Raw genomic sequence first — 13,113 nt, forward strand, 5'->3', positions numbered from 1 at the left:
TGCAATGTAACCTGACGATCGGACGCCGTGCAAGTGCCCTGGTATCTTGAGTGGCCGGCCGGCCCCCGCGTCCGCCGCAGGATGCGGCGAACTTCGGGGGCAGGGCACTAGAGCTCGACCTGCTCCACGCGCTGCACTTCCGGCACGTAGTGGCGCAGCATGTTCTCGATGCCGTGCTTCAGCGTGGCGGAGGAAGACGGGCAGCCGCCGCACGCGCCCTGCATGTGCAAGCGGACGATGCCGTCGCGGTAGCCGCGGAAAACGATGTCGCCGCCGTCGCCGGCCACGGCCGGGCGCACGCGGGTGTCCAGCAGCTCCTTGATCTGGGCGACGATCTCGGCGTCTTCGGGCTGGACGTCCTCGTCCTCGTCATCGTCGTCGTGCTGGCCCTCGATGACCGGGCGGCCGGCGACGAAATGTTCCATGATGGTGCCGAGCACCTGCGGCTTGAGGCTCTGCCATTCCGTGTCGCCAGTCTTCGTCACCGTGATGAAGTCGCCGCCCAGGAAGACGCGGGCGACGCCGGGCAGGGCGAAGATGGCGGCGGCGAGCGGGCTGCGGCTGGCCGCGTCAGGGGCGGCGAAATCGGCAGTGCCGGACCCCATGACGTCGCGGCCCGGCAGGAACTTGAGGCTGGCGGGGTTGGGCGTGCCTTCGGTCTCGATGAACATCTGTTGCACCCTGGCAGTGGAGAAAGCGGCCGAACGGGAAAGCGGACTGTCGCGGTCCTGATGCTACATCGGCCGAGTCGGGCTGGAAGGCAAGAGCCCGGCACCGCGCCAGGGCGGTTGCTGTCATGAAAATTCACAAAACGGGCCGCCGGCCGGCGGTATCCTGCGGCCATGACCCTGTCCCGACGGCTGTTCCTGGGCGCGCTGGGCGCGCTGCCGATGGTGCGGCTGGCGCGCGGCGCCACCGCGCACCGGCTGACGATCCTGCACATGAACGACTTCCATTCCCGCCACGAGCCGGTCGATGCGGCGGCGCTGACCTGCGCGCCCGATGGCGAGCGGATGGGCTGCTTCGGCGGCGCGGCGCGGCTGGCCTCGGCCATCGCGGCGGAGCGGGCGGCGGCGGAGGCGGCGGGGCGGACGGTGCTGCTGCTGGACGCGGGCGACCAGTTCCAGGGCAGCCTGTTCTACACGGCGTGGCACGGCGAGGCGGAACTGGCGGTGATGCACGCGCTGGGCACCGAGGCCATGGCGGTGGGCAACCACGAGTTCGACAACGGGCCGGCCGTGCTGTCGCGGTTCATCCGGGCGGCGCGCTTCCCGGTGCTGTCGGCCAATGTCGACGCCGCCGCCGACCCCGACCTGGCCGGGCTGATCCGGCCGCATGTGGTGCTGGAGAAGGCCGGGCTGCGGATCGGCGTGGTGGGCCTCACCACGCCGGAGACGGCGGTGGGGTCCTCGCCCGGGCCGCATGTACGCTTCGCCGAGCCAGGCCCGACGCTGGCGGCATCGGCGGCGGCGTTGCGGGCGGAGGGGGCGCGGCTGGTGGTGGCGCTGTCACATCTGGGCGTCGGTGCCGATCTGGGTCTGGCCGGGGCCGTGCCGGGCGTGGACGTGTTCGTGGGCGGGCATTCGCACACCCTGCTGTCGGACAGCGAGGCCGGCGCCGCCGGGCCGGCGCATCAGGCGGTGGACGGGTCTGCCGGGCAGGCCGTGGTGGTGCAGGCGGCGTGCTATGGGCGCTATCTCGGCCGGCTGGACCTCGATCTCGCGGCGGATTTCACCCCGGTCGCCTATGGCGGGGATTGCCGCCATGTCGGGCTGGACCTGCCGGAGGAGCCACGCGTGGCCGCGATCGTGGCGGGCTATGCGGCGCAGCTCGGCGCGGTGCGCAGCCGCGTGGTCGGGCACGCGCCGGAGGCGATCGGCAACACCGGCTGCCGCATCGGCGAATGCGCGCTGGGCGATCTGGTGGCCGAGGCGATGCTGGCCAGCGTGCATGGCGCGGAGGTCGCCATCACCAATGCCGGCGGCCTGCGCACCGGCCTGCCGGCGGGCGACATCACGCTGGGCGACGTGCTGACGGCGCTGCCGTTCGGCAACACGGTCGCGACACTGAAGCTGACGGGCGCGGACCTGCGGGACGCCGTCGCCAACGGCCTGGCGGGTGCCGGGAGGGGCGCTTTCCCGCAGATCGCCGGCGCGCGGCTGACCTGGAATCCGCTGACGAAATCCCTGGTGAGCCTTGCCATCCGCCAGGCCGACGGCGGCTTCGCGCCGCTCGATCCGGCGCGGGTCTACACGGTGGTGACCAACGACTTCATGCGTGGCGGGGGCGACGGCTACGCGGTGCTGCGCCAGCGGGCGATCGACCCGTACGACGCCGGGCCCGGGCTGGATGTGACGGTGGCCGACGCGATCACCGCGGCGTCGCCGTTGCGGCCACGGACCGATGGGCGGATTGCCGTTCGCCCCTGAGAATCAGGTTCACGCTGGCGGGAAGCCGCTGCTGGATGAGGGTGCCGAGCGCCGGCAGGTCCGCGCTGCGCGGAAAGCTCGCGCGCCACAGCAGCCCGACCGTCCGGTGCGCCTGCGCCGCCTCGAACGGCCGCACCTGCAGCCGTGGATTGCGTGCGGTGAGCGGCGGGACGGCCAGCGCCGGCAGCAGCGTGCAGCCGAGCCCGGCCGCCACCATCTCGCAGATGGTTTCCAGGCTGGTGGCGCGGAAATCGTCAGGCACAGGCTCGCGCTCGCGGAACTGCTCGCCGCAGACGGCGAGCGCCTGCGCGCGCAGGCAATGGCCTTCGTCGAGCAGCAGCAGGCGATGCCGGGCGAGGTCGCGCTCGGCCACGACCCGTTTGGCGGCCAGGGGATGGGTGGCGGGACAGACGAACCAGAACGGCTCCTGGAACAGCGGCAGGGAGGGGAGGTCGCCGGCGCGGTCGGGCAAGGCGATCACCAGGACATCCAGCTCGTAGGTTTCGAGGGCCGCCAGCAGGTTGCCGGTGAGGCCCTCCCGCAGGATCAGCCGCAGCTCCGGGAAGGCCTGGTGGAGGTGCTGCAGGAACAGCGGCAGCAAATAGGGGCCGAGGGTCGGGATGATGCCGAGGCGCAGCACGCCGGTGAGCGTGCCCTGCTCATGGCGCGCCAGTTCGCAGATCTGGTCCACCTCCTCGAAGATGCGCCGGGCGTGGGCGACGACGCGTTCGCCGATCGGCGTGATGGTCACGGCCTTCGTCGTGCGCTCGAAAAGGCGGACGCCCAGATAGTCCTCGAGTTTGCGCAGCTGGCTGCTGAACGTGGGCTGGCTGATGCGGCAACGCTCCGCCGCGCGGCTGAAATGCTGCAGGTCGGCGGCCGCCACCAGGTAGCGCAGCTCCGCCAGGGTCATCGCTCCCTCCCATAGACGCCGTCTATGAACGCGATAGAGCCTTTAGATTTGACAGATAGGTAGGCCATCGCGAGGCTCGGCCGCATCAAACTGTCGTGGTGGCGTACTCCGGGGGCGAGGTGAGGCGGCCTGCGGAGCCTCCCGCGTCGGGTCGTATCTGCCGGCGGAAGGCCGCACCGAACCGCTCTGATGCAGTGCGCTGCCGTGTCGAGGCCCACGGCAATCCGGAAGGAGCGAAATCATGAAGACGGTGGCGATCGAAATGGTCGAGAAAGCCGGCGTGAACGTCGCCCAGCTGCTCGACCTGCTTGTCCGCAACGCGGCGGCCGAACTCACGACATATTATTACTACACGATCCTGCGCGTGAACCTGATCGGCATGGAGGGCGAGGGGCTCAAGCAGATCGCCGAGGACGCGCGGATCGAGGACCGCAATCATTTCGAGGCCCTGGTGCCGCGGATCTACGAACTGGGCGGCAAGCTGCCGGCAAGCATGGTCGATTTCCACAACATCTCGGCGTGCCCGCCCGCCGCCTTGCCGGCGGACCCGACGGACATGAAGGCGATGCTGCAGGTGCTGCTGGCGGCCGAGCAATGCGCCGTGCGCGGCTATACGCAGGTCTGCAACCTGACGTTCGGCAAGGACCACCGGACCTACGATCTGGCGCTGGCCATCCTGCACGAGGAGATCGAGCACGAAGCCTGGTTCTCGGAATTCCTCGGCAACGGGCCGAGCGGCCACTACAGCCGCGAAGGGCGGCCGAACTCGCCGTATGTCGGCAAGTTCCTCACGGCGGGCCAGGGCTGATACCGACGGCCCTTGACGATGACCCTTCCATCGTCAAGGGCCGTCGGTATCGCGCCGGGTTGGTGGGCGGCGGCGCGCAAAATAACGAATCGTACCAGCGGTCATTCTTCATGGCCGCTGGTATGAGCCTGCGGCACCGACCCTTCGCCGCGCGTCAGGACGTCATGCGCGCCCGCTGCTGACCAAGCCCTGGATGTGGGCCAGGTCTTCCGGGTTGCGCACGATATAGATCGCGGAAATCGACTCGCCGTCGATCTCAAGGGCGGTGGTTTGCAGCACGCCGCCCGGTTCGTTGGTGAGGTAGCCCGGAAGGCCGTTGATGCGCACGATCTCCAGCGGAACCAGCGGCTCGTGGCCGTATTTCCGGACCAGGTCGGCGAAGAACCGCGAGATCCGTTCCGGGCCACGGACGGGGTTGAGGGGTGATAGCGTCCTGCCCCCGCCATCGCTGACCAGGACGGCATCCTTCGTCAGCAATTTCCGCAGGGCGCCGGCGTCGCCGCTGCGCGATGCCTGCATGAAGTCCCGGATCAGCGCGATGCCGGCGTCGGCCGACCTCTGCAGGCGGGACGGCGAGGCGCGAACCTCCTCCCGGGCGCGCGACGCCAGCCGGCGGCACTCGGCGTTGCTGCGTCCCAGAACCTTCGCGACGGTATCGAACTCCAGGTCGAAGGCATCGCGGAGCAGAAACGCCGCGCGCTCGGGCGGCGACAGCCGTTCCAGGGTCGTCATCAAGGCAACGGAGAGAGCGCCCGCAACGCCGTCGTCATCATCTCCGGGGGCGCGCGCGTCGAGCAGCGGTTCCGGCGGCCAGGCGCCGGCATCGTCGTCCTGCTGCACGCGCGCGGATTGCAGGTGATCGAGGCAAAGCCGCGTGACCACGGTGGTGAGGAACGCAGGGGGATTGTCGATCGCCGCCCTGTCGGCCGAATGCCAGTGCAGATAGGCGTCCTGGACGATATCCTCGGCGTGCGCGAGCGAGCCCAGCAGCCGGTAGGCCAGTCGGAGAAGCGGGCGGCGCCGCTCCTCGAACGGGTCGGCGGAGTGGGTCGCGATCTCGGCGCCGCCTCCGGGTCTTGGCATCAGGCTGCTTTGTCCTTCGCTTCCCTGGGAGCGAGCCTGAACCCGATCGCGATCCGGTTCCAGGCATTTATCGTGGTGATGAGGAGTGTGAGCTTGACGATCTCTTCGTCCGAAAACGAACCCTTCAGGCCGTCATAGGCCGCATCGGGCGCCCGGCTTTCGGCGACCAGCGTGAGCGCTTCCGTCCAGGCCAGCGCGGCACGTTCGCGCGCGCTGTAGAGGGACGATTCCGGCCAGGCGCTGAGCATGTACAGCCGTTCCTCGGTTTCCCCGGCGGCACGGGCATCGCTCGTGTGCATGTGCAGGCAGAAGGCGCAGCCGTTGATCTGCGAGGCGCGGGTCTTCACCAGCTCGATCAGGCTATGTTCCAGGCCGGACGCCTTGATCGAGGCTTCCATCGCCAGCATCGCCTTCATTGCGGTCGGAGCAGTCTTGTAGGGATCAAGGCGCGGCGTCATTCGGTACCTCCAGTATCACTTGCCAGGGATGGTCAGGGTCGCCCCGTCATCGGCGACAAAGATGGCCAGCAGTTCGGCGGGTTCCGTGGTGCTGGCGTTTTCGGAAAGCATGTGGACCACGCCGGGCGGCTCGAAGAAGCTCTGGCCGGCGGTGTAGACCTTGGCCGGGCCGCCCGTTATCTGCGAACGGACCGCACCTGAGAGAATGAAAGCGGTCACCGACCCGGCATGGTGGTGCTCGGGCGAGGAGCCGCCGGGCGGAATCGTGACGCGCACCAGCGTGATCGTCTTCCCCGGAACATTCGGCAGGCGCTCCGACGTGACCGGCTGGGCGGTCGCGAGCGGCCGCGCGCTCTGTGGCGCCGTGCCCGGCGCGGTCTGGGCGGAACCCGGCTGGCCGGGAATCGGGGCGACGGCGACGGCGCCCGCCAGGGCCCAGGCCAGTCTGGCGCCGCGGCCCGGGCGACGGCGTGGTTCACGTTTGGTGTCGTTGCTCATCATGCGTCCCCATCTCGACGCAGGCGATCCAGCCCGCATGCAATCAAGACGATTCAGCGCGGCGATGTGTAGCATCGGGCGACGCTGTCGCGAAACGAAAGCTAGGATCAGGGGTGGCGGCACGCAAGCATGCGCCCGTCGCGTCCTGCGGGCAGAGTCCCGCGGCTCGCCTTGTCCGCCCCGACCCTCTGCCGGGGTGCCGCAGGTGCGGCCGGGCGCAGCGCGCGCGGCCTAGCCCTTTGTTTTCAATGGCCTGCGGACCCGTGCCGCAGTCGTGAGGCTGGTCAGGACGCCGTATATGGGGCCGACGATCTGCACGCCCAACGGCAGGCCCGATTTCGTCAGGCGCAGGGCGCGGCGGTGGCCGGCAGGTGGAAGGCAAAGGTGATGCCGGGCCAGAACAGCAGGTCGTTCCAGGGGACCTCGTGCCCGTTCGCGGCGACGCGCAGCGCGTGGGTGGCGGCGTCGTGCCGGTGCGCCATGGCGGGCCGCCAGTTTCCGGGCCGGCAGGAAAGCCGGTTCGGTCATGGCGGCCGCCCTTTCAGCCCATGGTGGAATTGAACAGCCCGCCATCCAGCACGAGGTTCTGCCCGACGATGAACCCGGACTGGGCCGCGCACAGGAACACGCAGGCGGCCCCGAACTCGGCCGGGTCGCCCACCCGCCGGGCCGGCGAGGAAACGGCGCGCAAGGCGATCTCCTCCTCGATGGTCCGGCCGCTCTGCGCCGCCAGGCCGGCGGTGGTGGTCTTCAGCCGGTCGGTGAGGAACGGGCCGGGCAGCAGGCCGTTGATGGTGACGTTGTGGCGCGCCACCTGGCGGGCGAGGCCGGCGACGAAACCGGTGAGGCCGGCGCGGGCGCCGTTGCTCATGCCCAGGGTCGGGATCGGTGATTTCACCGAGGCCGAGGTGATGTTGACGATGCGGCCGAACTTGCGCGCGATCATGCCGTCCACCACCGCCTTGATGAGGAAGATCGGCGTCAGCATGTTGGCGTCGATGGCGCGCAGCCAGGTGTCGCGGTCCCAGTCGCGGAAGTCGCCGGGCGGGGGGCCGCCGGCGTTGTTCACCAGGATGTCGGGGTCCGGGCAGGCGGCGAGGGCCGCGGCACGCCCCGCTTCGGTGGTGATGTCGCCGGCGACGGTGGTGACCTTGCTGCCGGTCAGGCTGCGGATCTCGGCGGCGGTTGCTTCCAGCGTCTCGGCGGTGCGGGCCGTGATCGTGACCTCAACGCCCTCCTGCGCGAGGCCGAGCGCGCAGGCGCGGCCCAGCCCCTTGCTCGCCGCGCAGACCAGCGCGCGCTTGCCCTTCAGACCAGTGTCCATGTCGGTGTTTCCTCTCGTTGCGTCCGGCTCAGCCGGAGGCGTGAATCTTTTCCATTTCCGCCCGGACATGGTCCGGAATCGGCACCGGCCGCATGGTGGCGCGGTCCACATAGACGTGCACGAAATGGCCCTCGGCCGAGGCCTGCTCGTCGTCGGCGCGGAAGATCGCGACGGCGTAGCGCACCGAGCTGCGGCCCAGCTTCGCCACGGCGAGACCCACCGTCACCTCGTCGGGATAGGCGATCTGCGACAGGTAGCGGCAGCCGGTCTCGGCCACGATCCCCACGGTCGGGCTGGTGCCGATCTCCAGCAGGCGGTGATCCAGCAGGAAGCGGTTCACTGCCGTGTCGATCCAGGAATAATAGACCACGTTGTTGACGTGGCCGTAGGCGTCGTTGTCCATCCAGCGCGTGGTGATCGGTAGGAAATACCGGAACTCGGCGCGGGAAGGCGGTGCGGGGCGGCTCATGGCGGTCCGGGGTTGCATGGCGTTGGGCGGACTACACAAGGTTTGCGCCGCATCGTCCACCCGGCGCCGCGTTGGACAGGGTGGGCGAGGGCGGGGTAAACCGCCGCAGCCCAGACAACAGGGACAGCATTTATGACGTTTTCCTGGATTCGCGCGCTGGTCCTTCCGGCTGCCGTCGCTGTGCCGGTCGCCTTGGGCCTTCCCGCGGCGGCGCGGGCCCATGCCATCCTGGTGGAGAGCCAGCCCGCCATCGGCGGGGCCGTCCAGGCGGGGCCGGTGGCCGTGAGCCTGCGCTACAACAGCCGGATCGACCGCGCGCGCTCGCGCCTGACGCTGAACCGGCCGGACAAGACCCAGGCGGTGCTGCCGATCGGCACCGACGGGCCGGACGACGTGCTGACGACGCGCGCCGAGCTCTCACCCGGGGCCTATGTGCTGCGCTGGCAGGTGCTGGCGGTGGACGGCCATATCACGCGCGGCGACGTGCCATTCACGGTCGCGCCGCCTGGCGCGGCCACGGTCGCGCCCTGACATGGCGCTGCTCGTCGATCTGTTCGGCTACCTGTCGATCATCATTCACGGGCTGACCATCGTTGCCCAGTCGATGACGTTGGGCGGCGTGATCTTCCTGGTGTTCCTGGCGCGGCCGCGGGCCTGGCTGGTCGGCGATGCGGGGGCCGCCATCGAGCGCGACACCGCCCGCATCGCCGCATGGAGCGCCGTGGCATTCGTGCTGTGCGAGGCCGCCACGATCGCGCTGGAAGGCGCGGTGCTGATCGGCACCATCGATCTGTCGCCGCTCGATGTGCTGCAGGCGCAGTTCGCCCTGGCCGGCCTGGTGAAGATCGGCGCGGCCGCGGTGCTGGCCGTGCTGCTGTTCACGTTCGGCCCGCGTGCGCCGTGGCCGCCATTGCTGGCCGCCGCCGCCGTCGCGCTGGCGGCCGCCACCATGACCACCCATGCCGCGGCACGGCTGGACGACCGCCTGCCGCTGCTGGCCGTGGCCGCGCTGCACCAGCTCGGCGCCGCCATCTGGATCGGCGGCATCCCCGCCTTCGTCTCGGCCCTGGCGCGCGTGCACGACGCACCGGGCTGGCGGGTCATCGGCGCCCGGTTCTCGCGCATGTCCATGATCGGGGTCGCCTGCATCCTGGTCTCGGGCGTGGTGATGAGCGTGCTGTATATCGGCAGCTGGGACGGCATCTACGGCACCGCCTATGGCGTGATGGTCGGCGCCAAGGTGGCCATGTTCCTGGCCCTGCTGGGCCTGGGCTTCGGGAATTTCCGCAGCGTCGAGCGGTTGCGCACCGATCGGGGCATGTCGGTCACGCGCATGAAGCGGTTCGCCGAGGTGGAGATCGGTGTCGGCTTCAGCCTGTTCTTCGCCGCCGCGTCGCTGACGTCGGTGCCGCCGGCGATCGACCTGACGCAGGACCGCGTGACTTTCCATGAAATCGTCGAGCGCAACCGGCCGGTCTGGCCACGTTTCGCCTCGCCCGACCGCGATGTGCTGGCGCTGCCGGCGTTGCAGGCGCAGCTGGATGCCGAAGCGGCGCAGCAGGCGAAGAAGCCGCCGCCGGCCTTCGTGCCCGGCTCCGGCGAGCTGCCCGCACGCAACGCCGCCGACATCGCCTGGTCGGAATACAACCACCACTGGGCTGGCATCTTCGTCATGCTCATCGGCCTGCTGGCGCTGCTGAACCAGGCCGGGCTGCGCATCGCGCGACACTGGCCGCTGGTGTTCCTGGGGCTGGCCGCGTTCCTGTTCGTGCGTTCCGACCCGGAAGTGTGGCCGCTCGGCGAGATCGGGTTCTTCGACAGCCTGCGCGACGTGGAGGTGGTGCAGCACCGGTTCTTCGTGCTGCTGATCGTGATCTTCGGCTTGTTCGAGTGGCGGGTGCGCGCCGGCGGCTGGAAAAATCGTGGCGCGGCCCTGGTGTTCCCCCTGGTCACCGCGATCGGCGGCGCGGCGCTGCTGACGCACAGCCATGCCATCGCCAACATCAAGGACCAGTTGCTGATCGAGCTGACCCACACGCCGCTGGCCCTGGCCGGCATCGCCGCCGGCTGGGCGCGGTGGCTGGAGCTTCGGCTCGACCCGCCGGGTAACAGAATCGCAGGCTGGATATGGCCGGTCTGTTTCCTGCTGGTGGCGCTGATGCTACTGGGTTATCGGGAAGCGTGATGAATGCACGCCCGCGAATCCTGCTGGTCGACGACGATCCTGCGGTGCTCGAGCTGGCCGCGGAAGTGCTGGATGGCGCGGGCTTCGACGTGACGACCGCCAGCAATGGCATGGCGGCGCTGGAGAAGTTGCAGTCGGGCGAACGGTTCGCGGCGCTTGTCACCGATCACGCCATGCCCGGCCTGCCCGGCGACGACCTGGTGAGCCAGGCGAACAAGATCGCTCCGGGCATGCCCTGCCTGCTGGTCACCGGCTATGGCGACGCCGGGGAAACCGCCGCCGGCGTCCACGTGCTGCGCAAGCCCTACCGCGCCGCGGAGCTGTCGGGAACGGTGCAGGCGCTGATCGAGGCACGGCCGGGGGAATCCCCCGGCGGCTTCTGAGCCGGCCTTCGCTCAGCTCCGCAGGCTTGCCTGCAGCCTGCGGCGCAGTTCGTATTTCTGGATCTTGCCGGTGGATGTCTTCGGCAGTTGCACGAAGGTGACGTGGCGCGGGCATTTGAAATGCGCGAGGTGGGCGCGGCAGAAGGCGATCACGTCGGCGGCGGCCAGCGTGCCTTCCGATCCCGGCTTCGCGGTGACGAAGGCGTGCGGCACCTCGCCCCATTTCTCGTCCGGTTGCGCCACCACGGCGGCTTCCATGATGTCGGGATGCTTGTAGAGCACCTCTTCCACTTCCAGGGACGAGATGTTCTCGCCGCCGGAGATGATGATGTCCTTGGAGCGGTCTTTCACCTCGATATACCCGTCCGGGTGCGTCACGCCGAGGTCGCCGCTGTGGAACCAGCCGCCGACGAAGGCGGCCTGCGTGGCCGTGGGGTTTTTCAGGTAGCCCTTCATCACCGTGTTGCCGCGGAGCATCAGCTCGCCGATGGTGGCGGCGTCGTGGGGGACGGATTGCAGCTGACCGTCGAGCACCTGCGCGTCCTCCGCCGTCGGGTGCGGCACGCCCTGGCGTGAGAGGAAACGGGCGCGGTCTTCCAGCTGCATCTGCTCCAGCCCGGGCTGCCACATGCAGAAGGTGAACGGGCCGTAGACTTCGGTCAGGCCGTAGACGTGGTTCACGGTGAAGCCGAGATTCTCCATCGCCGCGATCACCGGGGTTGGCGGTGCCGCGCCGCCGGTGGCGATGGTGACCTTGTGGCCGAAGCGGCGGCGCACAGTCTCGGGCGCATGGATCAGCATGGTCAGCACCACCGGGGCGGCGCACATATGCGTCACCTGGTGCTCGGCGATCAGCGGGTAGATCAGGGCGGGGTCGATGCGGCGCAGGCAGACATGCGTGCCGCCGACCATGGTGACGGCCCAGGTATAGGTCCAGCCGTTGCAGTGGAACATCGGCAGCGTCCACAGATAGACGCTGCGCGGCGACAGCTCGAGGGCGAGCGCGTTGCCGCAGGCGTTGAGGTAGGCGCCGCGGTGGTGGGACACCACGCCCTTCGGGTCGCCGGTGGTGCCGGACGTGTAGCCGAGGGAGATCGCGTCCCACTCGTCGTCGGGCATGCGCACGGGATGGCCGGGATCGCCGGAGGCCAGGAACGCCTCGTATTCGACGGCGCCGATCAGCTCGCCGCCGGTGGCGAGCACATCGTCGATGTCCACCACCAGCGGCTTGTTCTCCATCCCGGCCAGCGCCTGGGCAGCAACAGCCGACAGTTCGCGGTCCACCATGAAGACCTTCGCCTCGGAGTGCTGGAGGATGAAGGCGATGACCGGCGCATCGAGGCGCGTGTTGATGGCGCACAGCACGCCGCCGCTCATCGGCACGCCGTAATGCGCCTCCAGCAGCGCCGGGATGTTGGGCGCCAGCACCGCCACCGTGTCGCCGCGCCCGACGCCGTGGCGCACCAGGGCCGAGGCCATGCGGCGGCAGCGTTCGAGCATCTGGGCGTAGGTGATGCGCCGCTCGCCGTGAATGGCCGCCACGCGCTGCGGATAGACGCGGGCCGCGCGCACGAGGAACGAGATCGGCGACAGCGGCACGTAGTTCGCGGGAGTCTTGTCGAGGTCCCGGTCGTAGATGCTGGACGGCATGGACGCATACTCCGTTCTTGGTGCGGCAGGCGCGAGCTTGCGCGGCGCCGGCCCCTCCTGCCTAGAATGGCGGCCATTTCCGCGGAACGACAGGGGGAACCATGCCGATCGCGCCCATTCGCGGTCTGTTCGAGACCCACCTGACGGTGGCGGACCTGGACCGCTCCATCGCCTTCTACCGCGACGTGCTCGGGCTGGAGCTTGCGCATGTCATTCCCGCCCGGCACGCGGCGTTCCTGTGGATCGGCGGGCCGGGCCAGGCGATGCTTGGCCTGTGGTGCATCCACTCCTCGCCGATGCGCCAGCGCCTGCATACCGCGTTCCGGGTCGATCTGAAGGACATGGTCGCCGCCGTAGAGCGGCTGCGGGCGGCCGGGATCGAGCCGCGCGAGATCGGCGGCGCGCGCATCGAGGAGCCGGTGGTACTGGCCTGGATGCCAGCGGCGAGCGTGTATTTCGACGACCCGGACGGGCACTCGCTGGAATTCATCTGCATGCTGCCGGACGACCCGCGCCCGGACCTAGGCACGGTGCCGCTGTCCATGTGGCGCGCGGCGCAGGCGGCGGTAGGGTGAAGGGGCAATCTGAAGGGCCGCGGCCGGCCCGGCGCCTCAGCCGCCGCTGATCGCCGTCATCACCAGCACCTCCGCGCCTTGTGCCAGTCGTGTTTGCAGGGTCGCGCGCTCGCCGTCTACGAAGATGTGGATGTGGCGCCGGATGGCCGGGCGGGAATCGCAGATGCGGTCGCGCATCCCCGGCCAGCGGGTGTTGAGCGCGGCGATGACCTCGCTGACGGTCGCGGCGGACAGCGTTGCCTGCCGCGGGCAACCCGGGAACAGAGCGACGAGTGCCGCGGGCAGCACGACCAGGACCGAGGATGCGGCAAGCGGAACTGCGTTTTCCGGCATATCCA

Annotated in this window: 16 protein-coding genes; 6 read left to right on the forward strand and 10 right to left on the reverse strand. The window is 69.6% G+C overall.

Annotation, left to right across the window (positions count from 1 at the left end; translation table 11 throughout):
• Window positions 1-107: 107 nt before the first annotated feature.
• On the reverse strand, window positions 108-671 hold the full coding sequence (locus tag OL599_RS07990; RefSeq protein ID WP_264713164.1) for a NifU family protein: 564 nt from the start codon (window positions 669-671) through the stop codon (window positions 108-110).
• Between the two features lie 171 nt (window positions 672-842).
• Here OL599_RS07990 and OL599_RS07995 point away from each other — a divergent pair, with 171 nt between their 5' ends.
• Window positions 843-2,429: a bifunctional metallophosphatase/5'-nucleotidase gene (locus OL599_RS07995; RefSeq protein WP_264713165.1), complete on the forward strand. Its 1,587-nt coding sequence runs from the start codon at window positions 843-845 to the stop codon at window positions 2,427-2,429.
• On the opposite strand, the gene OL599_RS08000 is transcribed toward OL599_RS07995, so the two are convergent.
• Window positions 2,371-3,342: a hydrogen peroxide-inducible genes activator gene (locus tag OL599_RS08000; protein WP_264713166.1), complete on the reverse strand. Its 972-nt coding sequence runs from the start codon at window positions 3,340-3,342 to the stop codon at window positions 2,371-2,373. The genes OL599_RS07995 and OL599_RS08000 overlap by 59 nt on opposite strands.
• A 241-nt stretch (window positions 3,343-3,583) precedes the next feature.
• Here OL599_RS08000 and dps point away from each other — a divergent pair, with 241 nt between their 5' ends.
• Window positions 3,584-4,150, forward strand: a complete 567-nt coding sequence (dps, locus tag OL599_RS08005; RefSeq protein WP_264713167.1) for a DNA protection during starvation protein — start codon at window positions 3,584-3,586, stop codon at window positions 4,148-4,150.
• Window positions 4,151-4,312: 162 nt separating this feature from the next.
• Here the strand turns inward: dps and sigJ are convergent, their stop codons facing one another.
• From sigJ to OL599_RS08035, 6 genes are all read right to left on the reverse strand, one after another.
• A complete protein-coding gene (sigJ, locus tag OL599_RS08010) occupies window positions 4,313-5,233 on the reverse strand; it encodes an RNA polymerase sigma factor SigJ (RefSeq protein ID WP_264713168.1) in 921 nt (306 codons plus the stop codon).
• A complete protein-coding gene (locus OL599_RS08015; protein ID WP_264713169.1) occupies window positions 5,233-5,691 on the reverse strand; it encodes a carboxymuconolactone decarboxylase family protein in 459 nt (152 codons plus the stop codon). The genes sigJ and OL599_RS08015 overlap by 1 nt, the downstream gene beginning before the upstream one ends.
• 15 nt (window positions 5,692-5,706) lie before the next feature.
• On the reverse strand, window positions 5,707-6,189 hold the full coding sequence (locus tag OL599_RS08020) for a cupin domain-containing protein (RefSeq protein WP_264713170.1): 483 nt from the start codon (window positions 6,187-6,189) through the stop codon (window positions 5,707-5,709).
• A gap of 341 nt (window positions 6,190-6,530) precedes the next feature.
• On the reverse strand, window positions 6,531-6,671 hold the full coding sequence (locus OL599_RS08025) for a hypothetical protein (RefSeq protein ID WP_264713171.1): 141 nt from the start codon (window positions 6,669-6,671) through the stop codon (window positions 6,531-6,533).
• 59 nt (window positions 6,672-6,730) lie between these two features.
• Window positions 6,731-7,513: an SDR family oxidoreductase gene (locus tag OL599_RS08030; protein WP_264713172.1), complete on the reverse strand. Its 783-nt coding sequence runs from the start codon at window positions 7,511-7,513 to the stop codon at window positions 6,731-6,733.
• 28 nt (window positions 7,514-7,541) lie between these two features.
• A complete protein-coding gene (locus tag OL599_RS08035; protein ID WP_264713173.1) occupies window positions 7,542-7,982 on the reverse strand; it encodes an acyl-CoA thioesterase in 441 nt (146 codons plus the stop codon).
• Window positions 7,983-8,114: 132 nt separating this feature from the next.
• Here OL599_RS08035 and OL599_RS08040 point away from each other — a divergent pair, with 132 nt between their 5' ends.
• From OL599_RS08040 to OL599_RS08050, 3 genes are read left to right on the forward strand one after another with little or no spacing between them, the layout of a single operon-like run.
• Window positions 8,115-8,513, forward strand: a complete 399-nt coding sequence (locus tag OL599_RS08040) for a copper resistance CopC family protein (protein WP_264713174.1) — start codon at window positions 8,115-8,117, stop codon at window positions 8,511-8,513.
• Window position 8,514: 1 nt separating this feature from the next.
• Window positions 8,515-10,167: a copper resistance D family protein gene (locus OL599_RS08045; protein ID WP_264713175.1), complete on the forward strand. Its 1,653-nt coding sequence runs from the start codon at window positions 8,515-8,517 to the stop codon at window positions 10,165-10,167.
• Entirely contained in the window at window positions 10,167-10,550 is a 384-nt protein-coding gene (locus tag OL599_RS08050; protein ID WP_264713176.1) for a response regulator, read from the forward strand. Before OL599_RS08045 ends, OL599_RS08050 begins: the two co-directional genes overlap by 1 nt.
• Before the next feature lie 12 nt (window positions 10,551-10,562).
• Here the strand turns inward: OL599_RS08050 and OL599_RS08055 are convergent, their stop codons facing one another.
• The gene (locus OL599_RS08055; RefSeq protein ID WP_264713177.1) at window positions 10,563-12,200 is read right to left on the reverse strand and encodes an acyl-CoA synthetase; all 1,638 of its coding nucleotides are present in this window, start codon (window positions 12,198-12,200) and stop codon (window positions 10,563-10,565) included.
• 101 nt (window positions 12,201-12,301) lie between these two features.
• Here OL599_RS08055 and OL599_RS08060 point away from each other — a divergent pair, with 101 nt between their 5' ends.
• Window positions 12,302-12,775, forward strand: coding sequence for a VOC family protein (locus OL599_RS08060; RefSeq protein ID WP_264713178.1), 474 nt, complete (start codon window positions 12,302-12,304; stop codon window positions 12,773-12,775).
• Between the two features lie 36 nt (window positions 12,776-12,811).
• Here the strand turns inward: OL599_RS08060 and OL599_RS08065 are convergent, their stop codons facing one another.
• Window positions 12,812-13,108: a MoaD/ThiS family protein gene (locus OL599_RS08065; protein ID WP_264713179.1), complete on the reverse strand. Its 297-nt coding sequence runs from the start codon at window positions 13,106-13,108 to the stop codon at window positions 12,812-12,814.
• Window positions 13,109-13,113: the final 5 nt, after the last annotated feature.

The sequence above is a fragment of the Limobrevibacterium gyesilva genome (assembly GCF_025989185.1).
In the GTDB taxonomy this organism is placed as follows: domain Bacteria; phylum Pseudomonadota; class Alphaproteobacteria; order Acetobacterales; family Acetobacteraceae; genus Limobrevibacterium; species Limobrevibacterium gyesilva.